Source organism: Pseudoalteromonas sp. PPB1 (assembly GCF_015356275.1).
GTDB lineage: Bacteria > Pseudomonadota > Gammaproteobacteria > Enterobacterales > Alteromonadaceae > Pseudoalteromonas > Pseudoalteromonas rubra_D.
The window spans coordinates 33,327-56,238 of sequence record NZ_JACEQV010000004.1 but is presented as its reverse complement, the minus strand read 5'-3'; the positions used below and the strand labels follow the sequence as shown (position 1 = coordinate 56,238).

Below are 22,912 nucleotides of genomic sequence, written 5' to 3'. Positions count from 1 at the left end.
TACTCAGAACCGCCAATACCTACACGTAAATAATACCGGGTAAAAATTTCACACACAGGTAAAAGCGTCCTGTTTATTCACATCACCAAAACCTAAACCATTGATTTTAAATGATATAATTCCTTGCAGATCATTTGCATTATCGGGAGTACTAATTCTCGCAATCAGGAGTTATTATGAGTACCAGCAAATCGACTGCCAACCGTCAGGCAAACAGTGAACATCCACACCCGGCTTCTGATCAATTAGCCGACTCTCTCCACCATACTGTCGATGCTCTGCACGACACGGCGGCCAAGACCGAAGAGCAATTGAGAAACAAAGGTGAAGCGTCTGGCCCGGCCTTGCAGGCTCAAAAACGCGAGCTGGAGAAAAAGTGGGATGCCTCAGGTGTTAAAAAATATGCCACTGAAAACCCGGTTAAAACGGCAGGCACTGCATTTGGCGCTGGTGTCCCTCTAACAATGCTATTACGGAGTAAGTAATATGAGCGCGCCAAACACACCAAACTGCCAGTATGGGCGCTCAGCTTACAGCGCGGATGCAACAGGGCGAAGCCGTTACTGCAAGCTATGTTGACGTCGCCCGCGCTTTCGCGGCTTTATTTAAAGCGAAACTGCGCGCCCATTTTAAAACGATTCTGACTTGCGTCTTGCTGCTGAAGATTTCTTCACTGCTTATCACAGCAACCTGGTTGTCTCTTCAGGGTTTGATGGCCTATGCCATGGTGCAAACTGGCCTGAGTTGATTTGTCTCTGCAGGGCTCCTGATGGCGTTTAATCTGGCGCTTATCTACTATCTGATAGCAACTGCAATACAGCTGTTTGATAAAACTACCAGCGATCTGCTTGATGTGTTTTAACTAACAAGCTTTGAAGGAGAGGACCATGACCTGGCTGGCACGTTTTATATACCGTACTGCGCACCAGGAAGTGCAACAGCAACAACTGTTCCTGTTGAAAAAGCTACAATATGCGCAGTTTAGCAAGCGGCGGTTTTGCCGCAAAGCAAAGCGTGTGGCCTGCACACCTCAAGGTATTGCACTGCTCGCACTAAGCGGTGTGTTATTAGTTAAAAGTAAGCACAAGTTTTCAATTTTGCGCAAGCTGGCTTTGCTCAGGCGAGCGCTTCGCCATGTTTAACCTGCCAAGCAATCCCCCCTCATTTGCCGACAACCCGAGTGCGTATCTCAATGCCCGAGCAAAAAAATTTCGACTACACTGAAATGAATTTCATCTGACTCTGGTCTTGTCGTTACAGCAGCATGTTCAGGTAGTTAAACACTACCGATAAGTACGGGCATGAACATGCTGCTGAACTACCTGTTGAATAAAAGAGAGTTGTTATTTTGGGTCAGGTAACCGCCACGCTCAGTTTGGCACACACTCAATGAGGAAGATAATATGAAAGCACTAACGGGGGCCGCGATGGCGGTCATGGTTGCAGGCCTGGTAGGCTGTAACTCTACAGACAACACGTCATCCAATACAGCAAATGCAAATACCAGTGGTACGAGTACCGATCTGGTTCATTGCTATGATGTTAACGTTTGTGGTGGCCATAATGACTGCAAAACCGCAAGCAATGCCTGTTCAGGACAAGCCAGCTGTAAAGGGACCGGCTTTGTTGCGATGCCAACTAAAGCATGTGCAGATGTGGGTGGTAAAGTAAAAGATAAGTGGGTCGGTTCAGTAGCCAAATCTGACCTTGTAAAGTGCAATGACGTCAACATTTGCGGTGGCCACAATGACTGTAAAACCGCTAACAATGCCTGTGGTGGCCATGCTTCCTGCAAAGGTACTGGGTTTGTGAAAATGCCAGCCAAAGCATGCCAGGACATAGGTGGCAAAGTCGACAGCTAACAAACTAGCCTTGTGTCAGCAGGCAGACACCTGATATGCCTGCTGATCCTAACCTCTTGCTTTAAACGGAAGACACATTGAAAGCTATACCGCCTTATCTGGGATTTGGCCTGGGACTCAGAACCTGCTATTTCGAAGACATTATCCAAACTCAGCCGGACGTCGATTGGTTCGAGATAATCTCTGAAAACTATTTCGTTGATGGCGGCAAGCCATGGCATTACCTCGATCAGATAAAAGAGCGCTACCCGATTGCAATGCATGGTGTGTCTATGTCGATTGGCAGCACGTCAGCAATAAATTTCGAATATCTTGAGCAGCTTAAGCGCACCATTCAACGCGTCAACCCTGTGTGGATTTCTGACCACTTGTGTTTTTCATCTCTTGGTGAATTTAACAGCCATGACTTACTGCCACTGCCGTATACAGAAGAAGCCCTGACACATTTATGTGAGCGTTTACACGTTATTCAGGATTATTTAGAACGCCCCGTTATCCTCGAAAATGTCTCCAGCTACCTCACCTATCATCAGTCCCAAATGACTGAGTGGGACTTTTTATCGGCATTGCATCAGCAGTCTGGCTGTCAGTTTTTGCTTGATATCAATAACGTCTATGTCAGTGCCAGAAATCATGGTTTCGACGCCATGGATTATCTCAACGCGATCCCTCAGCAAGCGGTTGCGCAGATACATTTGGCCGGACACAGCGACTTCGGCAGTCATATTGTCGATACACATGATCAACCTGTATGCGACGCCGTCTGGCAATTGTTTCAGCGTTACACGCAATCAAGGCCGGCGGTCAATACCATGATCGAGAGAGACGATAACTTCCCTCCTTTTGAAACTCTAATGGCGGAGTTGCACCAGGCCAGAGAACTTGCCCCGCTCAGTTGGAGGTCCAATGGCTGAGTTAGCCCAACTTCAGCAAGCATTTGTTGCAATGCTCACAGGCACGAAATCAGATTTACTCAATCAGATTGCTCCCCAGCCAGGCCTAAGTATTCAGGACAGAGCTTCAATCTATCAAAATGCCTATCGTATTCGCCTGACCAAAGTACTGGAACAGGACCATGAAATGCTCGGCCTTTACTTAGGCGACGACTTATTTGATGACATGGTAAATGGATTTCTTACTCAATATCCATCCACTGATCCATCTTTGCGACACTTTGGTGACAGACTTCCCGAGTTTCTCGCGTATCACTCCCCTTTTTCTGACCATGGGATACTGAGCGAAATAGCCCAGTTTGAGCGCCTCTTGTTGCAGGCTTTTGATGCACCGGATGCACCGCGCCTGACAATGCAGGCACTGCAACAGATCCCAGCTAATTTATGGCCCAATGTCGTTTTTACGCTGCATCCAAGTGCGCGATTACTCGCGTGTCAATTTTCCGCGGTTGAGAGTTGGCAGGCACTGAAACAAACAGACACCCCACCACAGGCTGAACTTGCAACCAGACACTATTGGCTGATTATTCGCGAGCCCGATTTACGCACCGCATTTCATCCGCTCTCTCACAGTGATTATATATGTCTGACTACCCTGAAAGAGGGCCTGCCTTTTAGCTTCGTCTGCGAAGCCGCAGCCAACTTGCATCAGGATACTGAAGCCGGCACACAAGCCGTTATGCAACTGCTGCAAAAAGCACTCAACGCAAATTGGCTTAGCCAGTATCAGCTTCCAGATCCTATCCAGGCTCCCTCGGAATAAGGCGTCTTATGAAACTTAGTGAAAAAGTCCGTCTATATCAGATGAGCCTGATCGCCAGTATGTTATTTGCGTTTGTGGGCTTTACTTACAACGCCTGGCGACTTGAGGTCTCCGAGCAAAACAATAATATACGAACGGCTTGTTTCGAAATGCTTAGAGAACTGACACAACTTGAACAGCTTATCTACATCGCTCATTATGATCAGGACAAAACACAAGGCAGCCCGAGAAAAGGCTGGGTAAGCGTAGGCTTAATCAATGATTTCAGCTACCTGACCAACGGTGAACTGCAACAAAGTGCCTCCACACTCAAAGCTACCTGGTCTGATAACTGGCAAAATATTTATGCCAGTACCCAGGCTGTTGATTTGGTGGTTAAAGATATTGACACTGTCCGCGGTGACATCAAACAATTGCTTAATGAACTGGATTAACCGCGCTTTTCGTAGTTACACGCTTTGGCAGCCTGATCTCAAAACATGCTCCGCCCAGATCTGTGCTTTCCTCACTCACACGCACAGTACCATCATGCTTGCTGACAATTGACTGGACTATCGCCAACCCCAGTCCACAACCTCCGGAATCCCGAGAGCGGCTGGGATCAAGCCGGGTAAATGGCTCAAAAATACGCGCCTGTTTTCCCGGCGGTATACCTATTCCATCGTCTATAACACGAACCACCAACTCGCCAGACTGCTCCCTTAGTTCAACGCGAACCCTCTGCCTGGCAAAACGACCTGCATTTCGCAATAAGTTGGTGAACAGTCGCTTTACCAAAGCTTCATCGCCTTGCCAATGTATCTCTTGTGCATCCAGTTCAAAGTCAACCTGAGGATAAAAAGGGGCAACCTTGTCCAGAGTTTCCTGCAATACAGAGCTCATTTGCAACACAACCTGTTTTGGTTTGACTGAGTTGTCTTTCACTCTGGCGTAATACAACAACTCACTGACGAGGCCTTCCAGATCCTGTAGTGATTGATTCAGACTGGTATGGAGCGCCTCTCTCTCCTCCTCTTCGGCATCTTCCAGCATATCCAATGCAAACTGCATCCTGGCCATAGGACTGCGAAACTCGTGCGCCACACCATGTAACAGATCTCGCTGTAACGTTATTCTCGCTTCACCTTCATTTAGTTGTGCGTCAACTAATTGCGAAAGCTGTTGCAGACTGCTCTTCAGATCCTGAGGCTGGCTCAGCGCTACGGGCATTTGAGCAAGTCGTTCAGCCAACACATTGCGCTCTTTAATATTCAGATACCAGAAAACGAGGAGTAAAAGCAGGTTAAGAAAGGCCGATATAAGCCAGTCAAACCAATCAACCAAGTAATAATAGACATCCTGATCAACCAAAGGGCCGATTTCGAGCACCTCATTATCGTTCAGCACAAAATACAATGTGGCATTTAAGTAATCAACCAGCGCTTGCTGTTTCTCAAGTTCAGCAAATTCGCTCAGCTGCGACTGTGAATAAAAGTCAGCATTGCGCCTCACCACCAGCGCCTGAGTATCGTACCGTGCTTCAAGACGCATCTGCTGTTCAGATAACGAGAGTGGTGCAGGTTGCGCAAGTTCAGTTTGAACTTTGGCCCCAACTTCATCTAAAAACTGATTTTGCGTTTCGATATATCGGGTTTCAATCTCAACAAGTAAGGTATCGCGCACTGTCAGAGCTACCACACTATTGAGCACAACGGCCAGGGCGATAAATACGCTCAGCCGTAAAACATTAACTTGCAATCAGATATCCTTTATTTCTTATTGTTTTAATAATTTTAGGCTCTTTTGGGTCATCCCCCAGTTTCTTGCGCAGCCTGGAGATGCGCAAATCAATTGAGCGGTCCATACCATCAAATTCAAGTTTAAAGATAGTGCGATACAATTCATCTCGCGACAGTATCCGGCCCGCAGAGTTAGCCAGCAACCATAACAGTTCGAATTCAGCACTGGACAGCAAAACCTCTTTGTCACCGCATGTTGCTTTGCGTTTTGCTAAATCAACACAGATTTCGCCATCATTAATTGTTCGCACAGTCTGACTGGTTTGTGTCACAAGCATGTTATGGCGTCTTAATTGTGCCCGAACATGCGCCAATAAGACTCGAGGTTTAACGGGCTTACACAAATAGTCGTCAGCACCAACTTCCAACCCGGTTACTTCATCAATATCGTCTACCAATGCCGTCAGCATAATAATGGGCCCGGTAAAACGCCCCCGGATCTGACGGCAAATACTCAGGCCATCTTGACCCGGTAACATTAAATCGAGTACTAGTAGATCCGGCGCGAACTCTTCAACGCGCGCAACAGCCCCATTTCCCTGTTCATAACAAGCGACATCATATCCATTTTTTTGCAGAAATTGAGACATCAGCTGCGTGAGTTCTCGATCATCATCTATTAAAAGTATTTTTTGTTGTGTCGTCATTTACAGCCTGTTTAAACACGCATCATATATTTTCAGGTTATACGCTTTCGCGTACTGATAAGCTTCTGCTCGTGCTGCTTTATCTGCTTCACTACGCAAGGTATCTCCGCTGCCTGGCATCGCTTTTACACCACATCGGGCCTCAAGCGCTTTAAATTCAAATTGCTCGAAACCCGGCACCACAGGTCGCCGGCCTGTGGTGTAATATAAACGGAAATCTTGCTTATCCATTGCCCCCGCAAGTTCTTGTTGAAGCTTACTATCTGAAGCAGTCTCTTGCTGATTCATCCCCTGACATCCCGCTGCCAATCCCGCACTGAGCAAAGCACTCAGAACGGTTAATTTACCTTTCATTTTTTTTCACTCCTAACCTACAGCAAGCGCCAACCATCAATAACCAAAGCAGTACAAACAACGTTCCCCCTGAACCACCATCATCCAGAGATTGAGTAGGTGTCTGTGGATCCGGTTGCGGATCGGGCTGAGGATCTGGTTCGGGATCTGGCTCAGGCTCAACTGGTGCAGCCTCAACAATGACCTCAACACTACCAGATGCAGTGCCTCCATTACCATCACTGACGGTATAACCGATTGTATCAGAGCCAGAAAAATCGGAGCCAGCCGTATAGAGCAAACCGTTAGACGCAATCGTGACCGTACCGGTTCCCTGATAATCCACAGCAGAGATACTCAGCGCATCACCATCAACATCCGTGTCATTGCTCAATACAGTCAATAATACTTGCTCTGCCTGAAACTCCACATTAGCACTGTCGTTTTCCACGACGGGTGCATCATTAACCGCAGTAACCGTTACCTCTACGTTAAATCGTTCACTGTTTTGATTGTCCTTTGTTGCGAATGCCGCGACATTCAGCGTGCCATTATAGTTTTCATGCGGGATCACTGTCAGATCTGTATAGGTATAGTTATCACCGGGCAACAGAGTGATTAAATCAACAGCCAGCCCGAGCTCAAAGTTAAGATCTTCTTTTTTAATCTGTACACGGTCATCTTCCGCAACAGAAATCGGGCTTTGAGATTCAAACACAGGCACTATCGGATCTGGTGGGCCATCAGAATTGATTGTAAAGTTGCCGGAGTTAATCGCAAAAAAGATATTATCGGTGCAAGCAACCCGAACTCGGGCGGAGTTAGTGCTAATTGCAGATGTGATCAATACTTCCTGTTGCCCGTCATTATCGACCCCATTCGCCAATGATGTGCCAAAAGTCACACCAGCATCGGTAGAAAGGCTAATGGTCACTCTGGAACAAGAAACCGGAGCATTCTGGGTATTCGCAGTATCCCAGGTCACAGTGTGTGTGTCAGTTAGCCACTGGCTACTGCTATCAGGCTGCGTTACGGTGAATCCATTTTGCGAATCAACCACAGTCACCTGCATCGTATCGCTGGCAACATGCCCCTGACCATCTCTCACTGCCAGACGAAAGTTAAGGGTGCGACTTGTTGTGGGGTACACCTCTCCATAAGCCACACTATTTGACAAAATATCAATTAATTTAGGAAAGGTTCTGACCGGATCCATTGTTGGATTAAAGACCCGAAACAAAGGCCCCGACCCTGAGTCAATGGCATCCTGGCTCGCACTATTTGTAGCCGACCCTAGGTCGAATTGCTGCCAACTGTAGCTGAGTGTATCTGAATCAGTATCGGTTGCGCTGCCTGTTAAAATGAATGGCGTGCGTGCGGGTATTGTAAAATCGCTACCGGCATCAACCACTGGACTTTGGTTAGTCAGGTTAGTACGGGCGCCACAAGTACTCCCAACCCCCTGACGTGTCACTGCAACCATTTGCTCAATGGAATGCAAATGAAAGAAGGGATCTGAATTCTGCTGTAAATCTTGTTCACCGCAGATACCTGTGTACCCCATGATTGTCGAACCACTGCCCGGCTCATAGGCTGATAAGCCGGAGCGATTACCCTGACAGGCGCCCACCAAACCATTAAAAGTATGTTCAGCACCTAGCTGATGACCAATTTCGTGAGCTACATAATCGATATAAAACGCGTCTGTTTCAGGTACAGGGCTGCCAGTCAAACCAGCCGCTTTCTGGGTTGAGCAAACCACCCCCAGCCCGGCAACGCCTCCCCCTGAGGTTACCACCAAATGTCCAATATCATAATCCGTGTCACTCATGACGTTTTCAATCGCTTGTGAAATGGTATCTCCGTTGATGTCCTCATCCGTATTTGTAAATGGATCCGTGTCAGCATCCACAAAAATGATCTGGTCATTGTTAGCAACCAGCTGAAATGTGACCCCAAGATCCCGCGCATAGACCTGGTTCACTCGATTTACCATAGTCACAACGGCAGCCAGACCTAGCTGACGTGTACCGCCATGATAAGCGGTATATTCTCCCGTAGCTGCGACGGCAAGACGGTAGACTATTTGTTCACTGATCTGGCTGGTTTGCATCAGCCCTTCTGGTTTATTTGCCATAGAGTCAGATATACCAGGAAAGCGAATTGCGCGGTGACGTTTAATGTCTTGAGCATGGTCATGATGAACCGCTGGATTAAAAACATAACTACGATAGTTGTTTAACGCCGACTGAGGGTCAATGTAAACAGTTTGCCCCTGGTGTTCAAACATCCCATAAAACCCTCTCGGTGACAGATCAAAGGTGCCCTGATTTTGAGGCTTTCCTACTTCAACACCTTTAAACGTCCTAATTTCTGGATACTTTTTTGCCAGCTCGGGTGCCATCACCTGGCTCGGTACCAGGCGAAACGTTACAAATTGCCCATTTGGCAGCGGCAAAACCATATCTACCATGTTTACCGTTTGGAGTGTTGCTCTGACGGATGCTATGTCTAGCTCTAGGTATTGCTCAGTATTGCCAGACTTAAAATACTTGTCTTGTTCAAGCATAGTCCAGTGAGTCTGGCCGATTAAATGGACCGCCAATGCACTTTGGCAAGTAAGAAAAAGCATCAGGCATATTAGTGAGAGTTTATTCATAGTCAGCCCCGTCGGATTGTTGTCATTGCGGTCATAATTCAACCATACAACTACAAGCATAGACGGTCAGTAACCATTTGTAGGCGCTTTGTATCAGGATTGATAAATGTACCCAAACCAATTACTTAATTTGTCAGGTACAGGCACAATTATCTAAGCTGGAAAATACTGCATTTCAGCACAACGCACCTATAAAGGCTCAGGAGGTCGCGGCTTGATGGGCTAAATTGTCCTTTGCGGCAACCCGATAACGCTGCTGATATTTACGTTTAGCAAAAATAAGCCCAAGGGTTCCTAAAACCGAAGGGGCCAGCCACGCCAACAATATTGCCTGCTCCCCCAATACCTCAACAAGCAAGTAGCGGCCACCAACGGCGCTGAACGCTGTGTAAACACCAATACCCGAACCAATCATTGCGCTAAGATGTTCAATAACCCATTGGCGCGGCTTTACTGTTTGGGCAAAGGTATAGCGCATCATCTTAATTGCCACAATCATACTAATAATACTGAACGCCAGATATAACACCTGACCACTTTGAGCGCCCAGATAAGCAACGTATAACGCACTGACACACAAAGCAAAATAGTTGAAAAGCATATCAGGGCGCTTTACTGTCAGGCGTGAAGCCTTATCCTTAAGCACGCGCATACCATGTATAACCGACGCCAGAACCAAAAAGGACAGCATGAGTAAAAAGCTGGCTCGCTCACGCGCAGTATTTATAAAGTCAGCCTGATTTTGTGCCTGAAGATAAGCTTCCTGATAAACGGAAATGGGGTCAATCAAAACCAGTGTACAGCACAAAATCCCTGATAGAGAGACAAGCTGCATACTATAAGCATAAGCTTTACCTGACAGATTGTGTATTTTCCCCCCTTTTTTAGCCAGGATTGGTGCCCAAAATAAAAGTAATGCACAGCTACCCACTATGATGTGAATAATTAAAGAAAATTGATGAAGGTATTGCATAATTGTTAGCTCCCTAGTTGATGTTCATCCAGCTTAGGGAAAAATAATCCGACCTTCATGTCACTATTGTCACTAATAACTAATGACATTCGTCATGCTTCTTTTCTGACTCTGATCTGATATAAGTACATATTATAAATAATAATTATGATTTTATTGTGCAGCCTTACTTTCAATACCAACCTTCTATGCTTACAACCGCACTCGTGACCTGGTGCGCGGTTGCTGTACCAAGTCTGCTTGCCTTATCACAAGCCTCATTCTGGGCCTGGTTGCCACATCTGACCTTGCTACCCTTAATTTTGCTGGTCACCAATGAGTCCCGGCACAGCTATGGTTATACGGTCAGATACTGGCTACTGGCGATAATGGCTTTACTGATCCACAGCACGGGTTTTTTACTGCCGTCATCGGTATACCTAATTTACAGCGTAATGCTCATCGCCATTTTGACCTTTTATTTATCACCGGCTCAGTCATACAGCTACATACTATTCGCTAGCATTGCCTACCTGCTGATCCAAAAACTCTACTGGCAACACCCATGGCCTTGGGTAGAAGCGATGTTATTTACCTCATTTCATTTATTTTCCTACGTGGTAAGCCATCGCATGCAGCAAGAGCGAACGGCCAAAGAGCAAGCACAACTGGCAAACAGTCAATTGCTGGCCACGCAATCACTACTCGGACAATCCGTATCAAGACAAGAACGATTATTACTGGCAAGAGAACTACATGATGATGTGGGTCATCAGTTAACCAGTTTGATCGTTAACCTTGATGTTGCCAGAAGAACCGCACAGGAACCTCTAAAGTCTCAGCTACAACAAAGCTATACACTTGCCCGTGAAACACTGGATAAGATCCGCATACTCGTCAGTGATAAGCGCACCGAGCAGTCACTTGACCTCGAAGCGGTGCTCACTGAGCTGATCCATCACGTACCCCGGGTCCATATTTCATTGCAGTTTATCGCTCATCCCGTATTACAAAGCTTAAGCCATGCCCATTGTATCCTGCGAGTTTGCCAGGAAAGTATCACCAATACCCTTAAGCATAGTAACGCCACACAGGTCAATATTGAATTTGGCCCGTCAGCCAGCGCAGAGTTTAGGATGCAAATAGGTGATAACGGTACAGCTGCGCCACTCATTAAGCCTGGCAATGGACTACTGGGTCTACAAGAACGGGTTGATGAGCTTGGGGGTCAGTTTGATTGGCAAAGTTCACCAAAAGGCTTTATCGTGCAAGTTCAGTTTAAGGAAACACACCATAATGAATAGAATAAAGGTTCACTTGGTCGATGATCAAGCTTTAGTCAGACAGGGCATGCAGGCACTACTCGCACTCTGTGAAAACATTGAATGTAACAGCAGCTCAGCAAACGGGCTGGAATTTATGAATCAGTACAACGCAGGCCTGATTGATGCAGACGTTATCTTGCTAGACATGCGTATGCCTGAACTCGATGGGGTTGGCGTGCTGGAGCAGCTTAATGCCATCAGTGAATCACCCAAAGTATTAATTTTGACCACCTTCGATGATACTACAAAGCTGCAACAGGCCCTGCAACTGGGTGCCAATGGTTGCATGCTTAAAGACGTCGAGTTAGAAGAACTAGAAGCAGCGATTAAAGCAGTATACGAGGGAAAACTGGTTATTCAACGTGCTTTAAGTAACGTATTTAAACAGGCTGAATCAGCATTGGATGAACTCACAGACAGAGAAAAACAAATACTTGTCCTCATCGCGCGTGGGCTATCAAACAAAGAAATTGCAAGCCAGCTGTTTAAAGCGGAGGGGACTATTCGCAATCATGTTTCAAATTTACTGAGTAAGCTTCAGGTCAGAGACCGCACGCAAGCGACATTAAAAGCAGTAGAATTGGGTCTGGTAAACCAAAACAGCTAGATCCAGAAATGAGCAAAATGTGAGATATAACCTACCCAATTGGTAGGAGAAATAGGTTAAATCTGTAATTTACTTGTTTTAGGAACAATTCACTTGAAAGTTTAGATCCCAAACTCTAAAGTACAGTCTGGTTTTATTATTGCATTGGACGCACTATGACTTACTTAATCAGATGGATCGCTGGCATTGCCCTGCTTACATTGGCAATGCTGACCCTATTTAAAGGACAGTGGTTAAATTCCGGCTTACTGGCTACTTTGGGCATACTGACATTTCCACGTCGTAATCACACGCAGTTAGACAACGCTGCAGGCTATGGCCAACAATTGTACCAAAAGCACCTGGTAGCTGACTCCAATCAACGCTCTACTACCATACCTTATCTGGTGGTGTGTATTTCAGTGGTATTAGTCGTCGTGCTATATCAGCTTCTGTCCGGTTCAGCTGCATAAAGCCTGCGCACCGGCTGACCTTATGCAATGAGTGCTACGAAGCCCTATTTAAGCAGGTCGGTGCCGTTATGAAACTCCAAAATCATAGTGTCACCGGCTGCACACGAGCTACCCTGAATGTAGCGGCATACATCTAAGCTATCCCTTCTCGATTGCTGGATCTCCAAAACTTGTGTCTCCACTTCACCCTCAAGATGCAGCTTACCGTCAACCACGGCAAACTTGCCCTGAATATTATTCGGCGCTTCTTTCGCGTAAACATACTCCCAGACTCCTGTTTCTGACGGCACCATCATGAAGTAATATAGCGCAGACTCACTCCCAGATTTGAAAGTAAGCATTGTCTGACCAAGCCAAGAATAATCAAACGCGGCTACGCTTTGATATGGCTTTAAATCGAACTTAACAATTGCCTTACCCATAAAAAAATGCGGGCCAGCATCGACCAACTCAGAGTCTGTTTGCACTGAAACGTAGAGAGCTCCTTCGTCCTGCGCCAACAGCTTTAACGTAAAAGTACAAGACACATAACAAGTATCATCGGGACAGACGGGGACCGTACCCAGCTGAGGGTGAATAATCTTCTGGCGCTCTATTTCACCAGCCTGATTAAATGACCAAACTGCGCTCCCGAAAGCCACATTGGGAATATAAACGTGATCCTCAAAGTAATCATAGCGAACTGCGCCACGCAACCAGGTACCAACCGTATTCTCATAACTGAAGTGCGTTTTCTGATCTTTAATCATCAACCCCGTGCGCAACAACGGCGCTTTACCTGTATGACTTGTGGCTTTGATCACAACACGTAATCCAACCCCTGCCAATAACTCTGTGATCCTCAATACAAGTTTCTTTTTAATACCATTTTGCCAATATTTCAGCACCAGACGATTGCCCATAATACGCCATTTAAAGCGGCTCACCGTTTTATCATGATGCGTTATTTGGCCATCCCCATTAGCAAAAAAATTCGCTTCGACAGCACCAAATGCAGGTATATCAAACTCTTCATACAGGATGTAATCAACCGCGGGGAGCACCCAAGTTCCCTCAGTAAGATCAACTCGCCAGTCTTGCATTGACTTAGCTGGCAATAGGGTTCCGGTAAAGTGCTGTACCTGCGTTTCAACCACTTCCATCGTATCCGTTCGCACTACCCGCATGTGTTGTGCAAAGGAAACACCTTCCTCCGACGGAAAAACATGCACCTGGTATATTTCTGAGCGATACTCAACGCCCTGATCTTGATATGCCCAGATAAGTTCCGGTGAGGCCAGGATAACTTGTAATCCATCATCGACTTTACTCCAGCTTATCTGGCTTTCAGTTTGCCGTGCGTATTTTCCCGTGCCATTTTTGACCAGAACAAGTTCATAGGTGGGGCCAGTCGAACTATTATCGTAAAGGAAAAACTTGCCTTTATTAATATCATGCAATTCAGCCAAGCTGGTTGCGACGCTGGAAAAGCTCAAACCAGACAAGATGCCTAGTATGATGGGGATTAAGATTCTATATACGTTCACTTCTAACTCCTTGATGTTATTATTTTATATGCGAGCAACACGCACAGTGCTGCCAATTCACTGTGACAGAGTTGAAATGCTTGTTCAAGTTTTAGACAGAAGCGTTTGGTGGGTCGTGTGATAACAGGCTTATATTATGGGCCAATATAACGGCGGTTATGATCAGCCAAGGCACGGCGGACCTTATCTATAATTTGACTGTCTGTATCCGGATGAAATGCCAGACAAGCTCTCTCGCCGGAACGATCTCGCACCTCCAGTGCTGAAGTCACCACCTCATAAGGCTCTTCAATCAAACGCAGGGCCTCATAGATGGTAAATTCCGTAGTCATAAGAAAATCTACCCGACCTGCCAGTAGTTTTTTGGCCAGAGAACTGGGGTCAGCAGACAGATCCAGGTTAACCCCGCCCTTAAATCCCCTGGCACGCAGGTATTCGTGGGTCACACTGCCTCTGACCAAAGCAATAATATAGCGTTTAGCATCGTCCAAAGACTCAACTTGTATGTCATTTCGTGTAGCGAGGCGAAACAGGTGCTCTTTGACCGGTCTTAACAGAGGACAAGCCCACTCAAACCGGGCCTCACGGTCTGGCGTGCGAAAAATAGAGTAGATCATAGTGTTAGGTTGAGTTTGGGCAATTTTCATGGCTCTGGTCCAGGGAAACACCAAAATTTCATAGCTGATCCCGGCTGCGTCAAGCACTTCCCGCACCTTTTGAGTGGCACGTCCATCTACCTGCCCCTGCGCGTTGGTAAAGTTGTAAGGCACCCACTCTTCCGTGACAACTTGAAGTTGAATAGTCGGTTCTGATTCTGGCACTATGACGGGGCGCGGCTGCAGATGTGGATGAGCAGCTACCAGACGGCAGGCAAAGATAGCAACAGCCACTACGGAGCAAAACAATAACTTAAAGATCGTGCAATACCTCATGCAATCTACTTAACCTCAACCCTCATTGTATTGACCAAATAGCACCCAACCATACCTGATGGTTTTGCAATTTCTAAGCCTCTCATGCACCATGCTAGACTAAACTCTCAAACAGATCACTGCTATGCTAAAAAATATCCTTATTTTCGTCACTTTGCTCTATTGCGGCGCACTCGCAGCAAATAGCGCTCAGCCTGCTCCCGTCTTAACCGAGCAACAGCAGCAACAAGTATTACAACAGCTGCAAGAGCCAATGTATCGCCCATTAATGGAGCGCTATATTTTAGACGAGCTAAAATCCTTACGGCAGGATCAACAAAAGCTGCGTGAGGATGTCACTTTACAGCTCACCCACAAACAGCTTGATGCTGCAGATCGCGCACTGACCTATACCACGGATACCATCAACAATGTGCTGTTCATCATCACAGCCACTGCCTCACTGCTCGTGTTGGTTGGCTGGAATTCATTACGGGATATCAAAAATAAAGTTGAAGAAACGGTCAATGATAGAGTCGGAAACATCACCGAAGAATATGAACAAAGGCTCAGAACGCTTGAAGAAAAACTCAAAGAGCGCTCAGAAGAAATTCTCAACAACCAACGAAAAATCACGATTACAAACGAAATTCACTCGTTATGGATGCGGGCAAATCTTGAAAGTGACATGCATGGCAAAATCGAGATGTACGACGAAATCCTGAAACGTCACCCCGATGATGTTGAAGCAATGGTTTACAAAGCCGATGCACTGCTTGAATTGGAACAAACAGGGCCCGCTATTAACCTTTGTAATCAGGCACTTGAAATTGATAGTGACTACGGCTATGCCTATTGGCAACGCGCCTGTGCCTATGCACTGCTGGATCAATATGCTGATGCGATTGCCGACATAAAAATGGCCCTGGCTTACTCGCCAAACCTAAAGAATGAGCTCAATAACGAGCCCTCATTTCAAGTTTTGGAGACAAACCCGAGCTTTAAGGAATTGGTTGAGCACTGGTAGCGGCACTCATCTGTGCTGAGGCTATGTACCTGAAAAACACTGTGCATAGCCTTGGTGGTTTACACACTTAACGAAAAAACACGACCTTTTTAATTTTGCCGTTTTCAATTTGATAGCTGGTCACAAATTCAGAGCGTTTGTCCACAACACCCGCCTCTTTACTGCAAATCTCCGAAGTTTCATGATCAATCACGATGGAGCCATGCGTAATGCGCTTAATTGAGGTAGCTTTAAGGCAGTGCATTTTCTTAAACATTAGCCCATAACGCTCGATCAGTTTTTCTTTTCCCGTAAACATCAAGGTTTGCGGATACATGTAAAACTCAACATCTTCGGCATATAACTCAATAAACTTGCGTATGTTTTGCGCGTTATACGCCAGAATAAGCTTGTCGACCACAGCTTCTGCCGCCAGTTCCTGCTCTGTCTTTGTTAACTGATAATCGCTGGCCTGTTCATCAAGCGCAGGGTTTGCCGACCCAATAATTGAGTAAACCAATCCAATCAGTACAAATAGGTATTTCATAAATTACCTTTTCATGGGACTAATTGGCGTGCACGATAGCAAATTCAGTTGCCAGAATACAGAATCAGGCCAGTCCATCGGGAAGTTTTGCGTTTCTAAGTGTCAATATTCGAGTACATTGCCTGACGCTCACCAATATTGCTCTACCGTAATATGCCCAGGTTGTGCCCGCCGGTTACGAGCAAAGCCCATCGTCTGTAATAATGTCGTCGTGTCTTTCACCATTTGCGGGTTACCACACAACATAAATTGGCTGTCTGCTGGCAGCTGCTCAAAACCACAATGGCGGCACAGCTCTGCGCTCTCGAGCAGGTTTGTCACTCTTCCGGACAGCGTATGCGCCGTCTTCTCCCGACTAACTAAGGGCACATATTTGAACTGCTTAAAGATTTTTTCGGTATCCAGTAGCATGTCCTGATAGCACAAATCCTGTGCATGACGCACGCCGTTGACCAGTACAACCCGATCAAAGCGCTTCCACAGCTTTCCATCGCTCAGCATAGACAAAAAGGGGCCTATCGCCGTACCTGTACTCAGCATCCACAGTACACTGGCATCTGGTACTTCATCCAACGTGAAAAACCCACTAGGCTTGCCTGCCACTAAAATATCATCGCCTATGTCCAGCGCTGCCAACGGAGCTGACAATTGTCCATCTGGCACTTCAATTAAAAAGAACTCAAGTAACGGGTCCTGAGGCGCGTTCACAAAAGAGTATGCGCGCGATACTTTTTTGTCTTCAACGGGTAATGCCAGTTTAGTAAACTGGCCAGCTGTGAAAGGGTCTATGTCAGCCGCAACTTTGATACTAAACAAGCTGGGCGTCCACCACAGCTTTTCAACCACTTTGCCATTCACCCAGTTCGCCATACTTGCTCCCGATAGTTTTCTTATACCTGCACCTTAAATCTGGCATAAAGTGAGGTAAAAACAAATTTTTATATGAATCAAGCCCGCTAACACTACATCCCTTTACACCAGCGTTTGGCCAGTGCACTCGAAAGCAGAGGTTGCTCAGCGCTATTTCGAACAGGTCTTGCCACAGCCTGATTTAGACTAAAACGCGCCGACAACAGCATAACAAACTCGATATAGTCCGCCGCAATTGCCTCTATATCTTGTAGTTGCTGTCGTTGTGACTGATTCAGATTATTAGCAGAACTATATGACCGGAAGGTGTCGAGCCATTGAATAAACCTCCCTCCTTGCTCTGTCAGCATGTCGACCTCCAGAGTGCTCAAGGCGCGCAGCTGATCATATGCTTGCGTATCATTTTTGGCCAGCGCAACGACCAACATGTTTGCCACCACAGCCTGTGCATTGCGTTTATCTCCCACAGCCAGATAGTGTTCACGCGCTTGCTGATACGCGCGCTGCGCCTCATCATAGCGTTTGAGCTGCAAAGCCGTATTGCCTTTAGCGACATGCAATCCGGCTAGGATAATGCTCGGTAGGTACTTTTCCTCAATTCCCTGAAGTAGACGAAATCCAATCGCTGGCTGGTCGGCATTGCGATGTACTATCGCAATATTGATTTTAATAAGCGCTCGTTGATCGTGGCTGTTGGCGTATGTTAACGCACAACGATAGTGCGTCAGTGCGTCTTCAGGTTGCCCGACCTTACGATAGGCAACGCCTATGTTATTTATAACATTAAGCTCTTTACCCGTAACGTGAGGAGATAATCGTCCCGACTGAAGTATTTGAGCGACCTCTTCAACGAGTTTCCAGTCCTGTACCCTAGTTGCAGCCATCAACAAATAGCGATATGCCAGTGCCGCCTCGGCGCAGGTTGCTTGCTGAAAACGCTCCTGATTGCTTAAATACGTTTGCACAGCTTGTTGAGGCTGGTTAACTGCCTGTGATTTCAGCAACTCTATCGGCACATTACAGGATGCTGTTGTTGACAGGGCCATTCCCCAGGATAACAACATAGTCGGAAAAACTATCATCTCAGACCTTAATATAAAACCGCATACCCTGAGTATATAGCTAACTGGTAAGATTAAACGCCAACCCGCATACATTTATTTCAGTTCAGCGAATACTGAGAAGAAATAAAATGACAAAATGTCTGCAAGGAATGTTCAACGAAAAACTATTCTCGAAACAGGCTCTTTAATTTGGTAAAGGCATATATCATTGTCGCGCCTCCCCGGATATTCAAGAAAATGAATAACACAAGACAGAGGGCAATAGATTTCAGATAAAAAAAAGCCGCACTAGGTGCGGCTTTTTGGGTGTGATTCGCGTTGTTTTAGGCGTGTCTCCAAAACTCTGCGATTACGTTACCAAGGAACAGGGAGATCCTGGGCAGGACCAAATTCTTTAAATTGACTCAAGGGCAATTTTAACCATTTCATTGAACGTGCTTTGACGCTCTTCTGGTGGTGTTGCTTCGCCAGTGATTACGTGATCGCTCACCGTAAATAGCGCCATTGCTTTTGCACCATACTCGGCAGCAACACCGTACAGGCCAGCTGTTTCCATATCAACAGCCAGTACACCTAACTTATCCAGTTCAGGATAAAAGCTGCTGTCAGCCTGATAGAAAGTGTCTGTGGTGTATACGTTACCTACTTTTGCTTCAATACCCAGACGGCGAGCAGCGTTAACACCATTCTCAAGCAGACCAAAGTCAGCAATGGCCGCAAAATCAAAGCCTCGTACGCGAGCGCGATTTACATTTGAGTCTGTACTTGCACCTTGTGCAAAGATCACGTCACGGATTTTAGTATCCTGGTTGATACCCCCACAGGTACCAATGCGAATTAAGTTTTTAACACCAAAGCTGACAATCAGCTCACGAGCATAGATAGACATGGATGGAATACCCATACCAGAGCCCATAATACTTACTGGTTTACCGTTATAAGTGCCAGTAAAACCGAACATGTTGCGTACGTCCGTTACCTGACGTGCGTCTTGCAAAAAGTTTTCAGCAATGTACTTGGCACGCAGTGGGTCCCCTGGCATTAGCACCGTTTCTGCAAAATCACCTGGGTTAGCATTAATATGCGGAGTACTCATAACATGTTTCCTTTAATTCAAGCCTTAGCGAGTTGGGCTGCAAAGCCGTCACCATAATCACAAGCAGATAAGTTAAACCACTGAGCCAGCGTCTGACCCATATCTGCGAAGCTGTTTCTTTCACCTAACGGAGTATTGTTCATTCCATTACGATACGCCAATACTGGCACGTATTCGCGGGTGTGGTCTGTGCCCGGTGCGGTCGGATCACAGCCGTGGTCCGCTGTAATTAACAGCAGATCATCGTCTTTTAATTGGTTAATGATGTTCGGTAAATAAGCATCAAACTGCGCCAGCGCCTCAGCATAACCCACCGCATTGCGGCGATGACCGAATTTTTCATCGAAATCCACCAGGTTAGTGAAAATCAAACTATGCTCCGGAGCGCTTTGCATGACTTCGCTGGTTTTTTCCAGCAAATTCATCAGGCCAGGCGCTTTATGCTTTTGTGTAATACCTTGATGCGCATAGATATCAGCGATTTTACCAATACTGATCACTTCACCACCGTCGTTCGCCAGTTTGTCTAATACTGTCGGTGAGGGCGGTAACACTGAGTAATCACGTCGATTACCAGTACGAATAAAGTCGGCACTAGAAGTGCCTATAAATGGCCGCGCAATCACTCGTCCTATATTCATTTCATCAAGCAGTGCCCGTGCGATTTCACATACTTGATAAAGCTTGTCAAGGCCAAATGATTGCTCATGTGCGGCTATTTGAAACACACTGTCAACTGAGGTGTAGCAAATTGGCATGCCAGTTTTGACGTGCTCTTCACCTAGTTGCTCTAAAATGGTTGTACCTGATGCATAGCAGTTACCCAAAATTCCGGGAATATCTGCGCGCTTGCACAACTCATCAATAAATTCTTGTGGGAAACAAGGCTGTGTATTGGGGAAATAACCCCATTCAAACAACACAGGTACGCCTGCCATTTCCCAGTGCCCAGACGGCGTATCTTTACCGCTGGATAATTCTTTTGCATAACCCCATGCAGCTTGCGGTTCAATACGCTGTGCAACTTCACAGGTTTCTTTGCCTGCGGCTTCACATGCTGCAATAAGTCCAAGCTTACTTAAATTAGGCAAAGATAAGGCTTCACCTTTTTCTTGCTTATATGCTGCTAATAGATGAGCTAAGGTATTAGCACCAGCATCTCCAAACTTCTCGGCATCGGGTGCAGCCCCAATCCCTAAGCTGTCTGCCATTAATATGATTGCTCTTGCCATAATCTACCTCTCATCTATTTATTCTGACGCACAACGATTTTGTTTTTAGGTCGTGATTACTCGTCAGAGGGTGTTACTTTATTTGTAGCCCAAATTAACGTACAGGACATAAGTCCGCTGTCATAAAAGCATAACAAAAATCCATTTGTCCCCATATTAATTAAATTTCAACACTAATTGGACCAGCGGACATAAGTCCTGTTTTGTTATAACCAAAACAATTAAATTTGCTCCTTAAGCGAGGCAAAAGAGATTAATCGTGTCTTTTTTGCTATTGTGATCTTCCAACATTAGCAACTGCTGGGTGTGAACTTTAGTGACACGAACAATTATAGCCATCGCCGGCGCATCTGCGTCCGGTAAGTCTCTTTTTAGTCAAACTATTTATAACGAACTAGTAAACGAACTTGAGTCGGGTGCCATCGCCGTTATAGAAGAAGACGCCTATTATAGAGATCAATCGCATTTGCCGTTTGAACACAGAACTCAAACGAACTATGACCATCCGGATGCGTTTGAACATGCGTTAATGAAAGAGCACCTGACGCAACTGCGTCAAGGTAAGTCTGTACAAGTACCGACTTACGACTATGCTCAACATACACGCAGTAGTGAGACACGCACGGTAAACCCGGCAAAGATTTTAGTCGTTGAAGGGATCTTACTGTTAAGCGATCCAGCATTAATCGAAGAATTTGATATCAAGGTGTTTATTGATACGCCGCTTGATATCTGTCTGCTGCGAAGAATGCAACGAGACATAGAAACTCGCGGTAGAAGTATCTCTTCGGTGGTTGAGCAATATCAGGCAACGGTAAGACCTATGTTTTACCAATTTATTGAGCCTTCAAAGCACAATGCCGACTTGGTCGTTACCCGTGGCGGTATGAATCGCGTTGCGATTGATATTATTAAAAGTAAAATAAAATATTTACTGCAAGAATAATACGGGAACAATCTGGCATGACAACAATAATGAGCTTAGTCGGCATGTTAATGCTACTAGCCATCGCCTACGCAGCTTCCACCAAGCGTAGTGCCATTAATTATCGAACCGTGGGTATCGCATTTATCATGCAAATACTCATTGGTGGCTTCGTACTCTTCGTAGAAGCCGGTAAAAACGCGCTAGCGGCTATGTCGAAAGCGGTTTCATCCGTGATCGGCTATGCCAATGACGGGATCAGCTTCCTGTTTGGCCCATTGGCTGGTGCGGACAACATAGGGTTTATTTTTGCGATCCAAGTACTTCCTGTGATCGTATTTTTCTCAGCCCTGGTCGGTGTGTTGTATCACATTGGCATTATGGAGTGGATCATCAAAATCTTAGGGGGTGGTCTACAGAAGCTGCTCAAAACGTCCAGACCAGAGTCTTTGTCAGCAACGGCAAATATCTTCGTAGGACAAACTGAAGCACCTTTAATCGTAAAGCCTTTTATCCCTAAGATGACCCAGTCAGAACTGTTTGCCGTAATGGTAGGTGGTTTGGCGACAGTAGCAGGCTCTGTCATGGCAGGCTACGTTGCTATTGGGGTTGAATTAAAGTACCTGATTGCAGCCAGCTTTATGGCAGCACCAGGCGGTTTCCTGATGGCCAAGATGATTGTGCCGGAAACCGAAAAGCCAAAAGAAAACCTCGCAGAGGTTGATAGCGGCGACGACAAGCCGGTTAATGTAATAGACGCAGCAGCAGCTGGCGCGTCAAGCGGTATGCACCTGGCACTGAACGTTGGTGCAATGTTACTGGCTTTTGTGGCACTGATTGCACTATTAAACGGGTTACTTGGTGGTATTGGTGGGATGTTTGACCATCCAACACTGACGCTACAAGAGATTTTAGGCTATGTATTTGCTCCGGTTGCCTGGATGTTAGGCGTACCTTGGGCAGAAGCCACTCAGGCAGGCAGCTTTATCGGCCAGAAACTGGTTGTGAACGAGTTTGTTGCTTACCTGGACTTTATGAATTATCGCGACACGTTAAGTGAACACACACAAGCGATTGTCACATTCGCGTTATGTGGATTTGCTAACTTGTCATCGATAGCCATCTTACTAGGCGGATTAGGCGGTATGGCGCCGAGTCGAAGAAAGGATATCGCACGCTTAGGGCTCAGGGCGGTTTTAGCAGGGTCTATGGCTAACCTAATGAGCGCAGCAATTGCAGGGTTTTTCCTCTCGCTAGCTTAGAAACTTAATGAGATAAGCCTCAGTTGCAAAACAATTGGTTGGTTGCTTTAAGGGGTTAGAGTAACCAAACTAACTTGAACGATACTTCACCAAAGGGCCTTTATGGCCCTTTTATCGTTTCTATACGCTCATACCAATTTCA

Annotated in this window: 25 protein-coding genes; 13 read left to right on the top strand and 12 right to left on the bottom strand. The window is 46.1% G+C overall.

Features of this window, described 5'->3' with window-relative positions:
- Window positions 1-176 precede the first annotated feature (176 nt).
- From IY568_RS05480 to IY568_RS05450, 7 genes are all read left to right on the top strand, one after another.
- The gene (locus IY568_RS05480) at window positions 177-485 is read left to right on the top strand and encodes a hypothetical protein (protein WP_125557804.1); all 309 of its coding nucleotides are present in this window, start codon (window positions 177-179) and stop codon (window positions 483-485) included.
- 32 nt (window positions 486-517) lie between these two features.
- A complete protein-coding gene (locus tag IY568_RS05475; protein WP_194866968.1) occupies window positions 518-748 on the top strand; it encodes a hypothetical protein in 231 nt (76 codons plus the stop codon).
- A 139-nt stretch (window positions 749-887) separates the two neighbouring features.
- Complete coding sequence (locus tag IY568_RS05470) at window positions 888-1,142, top strand: hypothetical protein (RefSeq protein WP_194866967.1); 255 nt, start codon at window positions 888-890, stop codon at window positions 1,140-1,142.
- 261 nt (window positions 1,143-1,403) lie between these two features.
- Window positions 1,404-1,862 carry a hypothetical protein gene (locus IY568_RS05465; protein ID WP_125557810.1) on the top strand — a complete coding sequence of 153 codons (459 nt, stop codon included), beginning with the start codon at window positions 1,404-1,406 and terminating at the stop codon, window positions 1,860-1,862.
- A 77-nt stretch (window positions 1,863-1,939) separates the two neighbouring features.
- Window positions 1,940-2,776, top strand: coding sequence for a DUF692 domain-containing protein (locus tag IY568_RS05460; RefSeq protein WP_125557812.1), 837 nt, complete (start codon window positions 1,940-1,942; stop codon window positions 2,774-2,776).
- Complete coding sequence (locus IY568_RS05455) at window positions 2,769-3,578, top strand: DNA-binding domain-containing protein (protein WP_194866966.1); 810 nt, start codon at window positions 2,769-2,771, stop codon at window positions 3,576-3,578. Before IY568_RS05460 ends, IY568_RS05455 begins: the two co-directional genes overlap by 8 nt.
- 8 nt (window positions 3,579-3,586) lie before the next feature.
- A complete protein-coding gene (locus tag IY568_RS05450; RefSeq protein ID WP_194866965.1) occupies window positions 3,587-4,012 on the top strand; it encodes a hypothetical protein in 426 nt (141 codons plus the stop codon).
- On the opposite strand, the gene IY568_RS05445 is transcribed toward IY568_RS05450, so the two are convergent.
- From IY568_RS05445 to IY568_RS05425, 5 genes are all read right to left on the bottom strand, one after another.
- Window positions 3,996-5,315: a sensor histidine kinase gene (locus IY568_RS05445; protein WP_194866964.1), complete on the bottom strand. Its 1,320-nt coding sequence runs from the start codon at window positions 5,313-5,315 to the stop codon at window positions 3,996-3,998. The two genes, IY568_RS05450 and IY568_RS05445, sit on opposite strands and share 17 nt — an antisense overlap.
- Window positions 5,305-6,003: a response regulator gene (locus tag IY568_RS05440; RefSeq protein WP_138539155.1), complete on the bottom strand. Its 699-nt coding sequence runs from the start codon at window positions 6,001-6,003 to the stop codon at window positions 5,305-5,307. The genes IY568_RS05445 and IY568_RS05440 overlap by 11 nt, the downstream gene beginning before the upstream one ends.
- Window positions 6,004-6,357, bottom strand: a complete 354-nt coding sequence (locus IY568_RS05435) for a hypothetical protein (protein WP_125557822.1) — start codon at window positions 6,355-6,357, stop codon at window positions 6,004-6,006.
- Window positions 6,347-8,995, bottom strand: a complete 2,649-nt coding sequence (locus IY568_RS05430; protein ID WP_194866963.1) for a reprolysin-like metallopeptidase — start codon at window positions 8,993-8,995, stop codon at window positions 6,347-6,349. The genes IY568_RS05435 and IY568_RS05430 overlap by 11 nt, the downstream gene beginning before the upstream one ends.
- 199 nt (window positions 8,996-9,194) lie before the next feature.
- A complete protein-coding gene (locus IY568_RS05425) occupies window positions 9,195-9,968 on the bottom strand; it encodes a hypothetical protein (RefSeq protein ID WP_194866962.1) in 774 nt (257 codons plus the stop codon).
- Between the two features lie 188 nt (window positions 9,969-10,156).
- On the opposite strand from IY568_RS05425, the gene IY568_RS05420 reads away from it, so the two are divergent.
- The 3 genes from IY568_RS05420 to IY568_RS05410 all read left to right on the top strand — a co-directional run bounded on the left by IY568_RS05420 (window position 10,157) and on the right by IY568_RS05410 (window position 12,331).
- Window positions 10,157-11,251, top strand: a complete 1,095-nt coding sequence (locus IY568_RS05420) for a sensor histidine kinase (RefSeq protein WP_194866961.1) — start codon at window positions 10,157-10,159, stop codon at window positions 11,249-11,251.
- On the top strand, window positions 11,244-11,879 hold the full coding sequence (locus IY568_RS05415; RefSeq protein ID WP_125557830.1) for a response regulator: 636 nt from the start codon (window positions 11,244-11,246) through the stop codon (window positions 11,877-11,879). Before IY568_RS05420 ends, IY568_RS05415 begins: the two co-directional genes overlap by 8 nt.
- 155 nt (window positions 11,880-12,034) lie before the next feature.
- The gene (locus IY568_RS05410) at window positions 12,035-12,331 is read left to right on the top strand and encodes a hypothetical protein (protein WP_125557832.1); all 297 of its coding nucleotides are present in this window, start codon (window positions 12,035-12,037) and stop codon (window positions 12,329-12,331) included.
- Between the two features lie 44 nt (window positions 12,332-12,375).
- Here the strand turns inward: IY568_RS05410 and IY568_RS05405 are convergent, their stop codons facing one another.
- Window positions 12,376-13,857: a hypothetical protein gene (locus tag IY568_RS05405; protein ID WP_194866960.1), complete on the bottom strand. Its 1,482-nt coding sequence runs from the start codon at window positions 13,855-13,857 to the stop codon at window positions 12,376-12,378.
- Between the two features lie 134 nt (window positions 13,858-13,991).
- Complete coding sequence (locus IY568_RS05400) at window positions 13,992-14,789, bottom strand: substrate-binding periplasmic protein (RefSeq protein WP_228553147.1); 798 nt, start codon at window positions 14,787-14,789, stop codon at window positions 13,992-13,994.
- Between the two features lie 124 nt (window positions 14,790-14,913).
- On the opposite strand from IY568_RS05400, the gene IY568_RS05395 reads away from it, so the two are divergent.
- Complete coding sequence (locus tag IY568_RS05395; protein WP_125557836.1) at window positions 14,914-15,795, top strand: tetratricopeptide repeat protein; 882 nt, start codon at window positions 14,914-14,916, stop codon at window positions 15,793-15,795.
- A 67-nt stretch (window positions 15,796-15,862) separates the two neighbouring features.
- On the opposite strand, the gene IY568_RS05390 is transcribed toward IY568_RS05395, so the two are convergent.
- From IY568_RS05390 to IY568_RS05370, 5 genes are all read right to left on the bottom strand, one after another.
- Window positions 15,863-16,321, bottom strand: a complete 459-nt coding sequence (locus IY568_RS05390; protein ID WP_125557838.1) for a nuclear transport factor 2 family protein — start codon at window positions 16,319-16,321, stop codon at window positions 15,863-15,865.
- Window positions 16,322-16,450: 129 nt separating this feature from the next.
- Window positions 16,451-17,191, bottom strand: a complete 741-nt coding sequence (locus IY568_RS05385; protein ID WP_125557840.1) for a ferredoxin--NADP reductase — start codon at window positions 17,189-17,191, stop codon at window positions 16,451-16,453.
- 92 nt (window positions 17,192-17,283) lie between these two features.
- On the bottom strand, window positions 17,284-18,273 hold the full coding sequence (locus IY568_RS05380) for a tetratricopeptide repeat protein (RefSeq protein ID WP_194866959.1): 990 nt from the start codon (window positions 18,271-18,273) through the stop codon (window positions 17,284-17,286).
- A gap of 376 nt (window positions 18,274-18,649) precedes the next feature.
- Window positions 18,650-19,351 carry a purine-nucleoside phosphorylase gene (gene deoD / locus IY568_RS05375; RefSeq protein WP_010380169.1) on the bottom strand — a complete coding sequence of 234 codons (702 nt, stop codon included), beginning with the start codon at window positions 19,349-19,351 and terminating at the stop codon, window positions 18,650-18,652.
- A 17-nt stretch (window positions 19,352-19,368) separates the two neighbouring features.
- A complete protein-coding gene (locus IY568_RS05370) occupies window positions 19,369-20,583 on the bottom strand; it encodes a phosphopentomutase (RefSeq protein ID WP_125557844.1) in 1,215 nt (404 codons plus the stop codon).
- 316 nt (window positions 20,584-20,899) lie between these two features.
- Between IY568_RS05370 and udk the strand changes: the two genes are divergently transcribed.
- Window positions 20,900-21,529: a uridine kinase gene (gene udk / locus IY568_RS05365; protein WP_194866958.1), complete on the top strand. Its 630-nt coding sequence runs from the start codon at window positions 20,900-20,902 to the stop codon at window positions 21,527-21,529.
- Window positions 21,530-21,546: 17 nt separating this feature from the next.
- The gene (locus IY568_RS05360; RefSeq protein WP_010380163.1) at window positions 21,547-22,770 is read left to right on the top strand and encodes a NupC/NupG family nucleoside CNT transporter; all 1,224 of its coding nucleotides are present in this window, start codon (window positions 21,547-21,549) and stop codon (window positions 22,768-22,770) included.
- The last annotated feature ends 142 nt before the right edge of the window (window positions 22,771-22,912 follow it).

Bases quoted from the DNA above. Each gene is read 5' to 3' on its own strand.
- IY568_RS05385 (WP_125557840.1), bottom strand. From the start codon at position 17,191: ATGGCGAACTGGGTGAATGGCAAAGTGGTTGAAAAGCTGTGGTGGACG.
- IY568_RS05470 (WP_194866967.1), top strand. From the start codon at position 888: ATGACCTGGCTGGCACGTTTTATATACCGTACTGCGCACCAGGAAGTG.
- IY568_RS05465 (WP_125557810.1), top strand. From the start codon at position 1,404: ATGAAAGCACTAACGGGGGCCGCGATGGCGGTCATGGTTGCAGGCCTG.
- IY568_RS05455 (WP_194866966.1), top strand. From the start codon at position 2,769: ATGGCTGAGTTAGCCCAACTTCAGCAAGCATTTGTTGCAATGCTCACA.
- IY568_RS05390 (WP_125557838.1), bottom strand. From the start codon at position 16,321: ATGAAATACCTATTTGTACTGATTGGATTGGTTTACTCAATTATTGGG.
- IY568_RS05480 (WP_125557804.1), top strand. From the start codon at position 177: ATGAGTACCAGCAAATCGACTGCCAACCGTCAGGCAAACAGTGAACAT.
- IY568_RS05360 (WP_010380163.1), top strand. From the start codon at position 21,547: ATGACAACAATAATGAGCTTAGTCGGCATGTTAATGCTACTAGCCATC.
- IY568_RS05420 (WP_194866961.1), top strand. From the start codon at position 10,157: ATGCTTACAACCGCACTCGTGACCTGGTGCGCGGTTGCTGTACCAAGT.
- IY568_RS05370 (WP_125557844.1), bottom strand. From the start codon at position 20,583: ATGGCAAGAGCAATCATATTAATGGCAGACAGCTTAGGGATTGGGGCT.
- IY568_RS05400 (WP_228553147.1), bottom strand. From the start codon at position 14,789: ATGAGGTATTGCACGATCTTTAAGTTATTGTTTTGCTCCGTAGTGGCT.
- IY568_RS05410 (WP_125557832.1), top strand. From the start codon at position 12,035: ATGACTTACTTAATCAGATGGATCGCTGGCATTGCCCTGCTTACATTG.
- IY568_RS05435 (WP_125557822.1), bottom strand. From the start codon at position 6,357: ATGAAAGGTAAATTAACCGTTCTGAGTGCTTTGCTCAGTGCGGGATTG.
- deoD (WP_010380169.1), bottom strand. From the start codon at position 19,351: ATGAGTACTCCGCATATTAATGCTAACCCAGGTGATTTTGCAGAAACG.
- IY568_RS05380 (WP_194866959.1), bottom strand. From the start codon at position 18,273: ATGATAGTTTTTCCGACTATGTTGTTATCCTGGGGAATGGCCCTGTCA.
- IY568_RS05450 (WP_194866965.1), top strand. From the start codon at position 3,587: ATGAAACTTAGTGAAAAAGTCCGTCTATATCAGATGAGCCTGATCGCC.
- IY568_RS05475 (WP_194866968.1), top strand. From the start codon at position 518: ATGGGCGCTCAGCTTACAGCGCGGATGCAACAGGGCGAAGCCGTTACT.
- IY568_RS05425 (WP_194866962.1), bottom strand. From the start codon at position 9,968: ATGCAATACCTTCATCAATTTTCTTTAATTATTCACATCATAGTGGGT.
- IY568_RS05440 (WP_138539155.1), bottom strand. From the start codon at position 6,003: ATGACGACACAACAAAAAATACTTTTAATAGATGATGATCGAGAACTC.
- IY568_RS05430 (WP_194866963.1), bottom strand. From the start codon at position 8,995: ATGAATAAACTCTCACTAATATGCCTGATGCTTTTTCTTACTTGCCAA.
- IY568_RS05415 (WP_125557830.1), top strand. From the start codon at position 11,244: ATGAATAGAATAAAGGTTCACTTGGTCGATGATCAAGCTTTAGTCAGA.
- IY568_RS05395 (WP_125557836.1), top strand. From the start codon at position 14,914: ATGCTAAAAAATATCCTTATTTTCGTCACTTTGCTCTATTGCGGCGCA.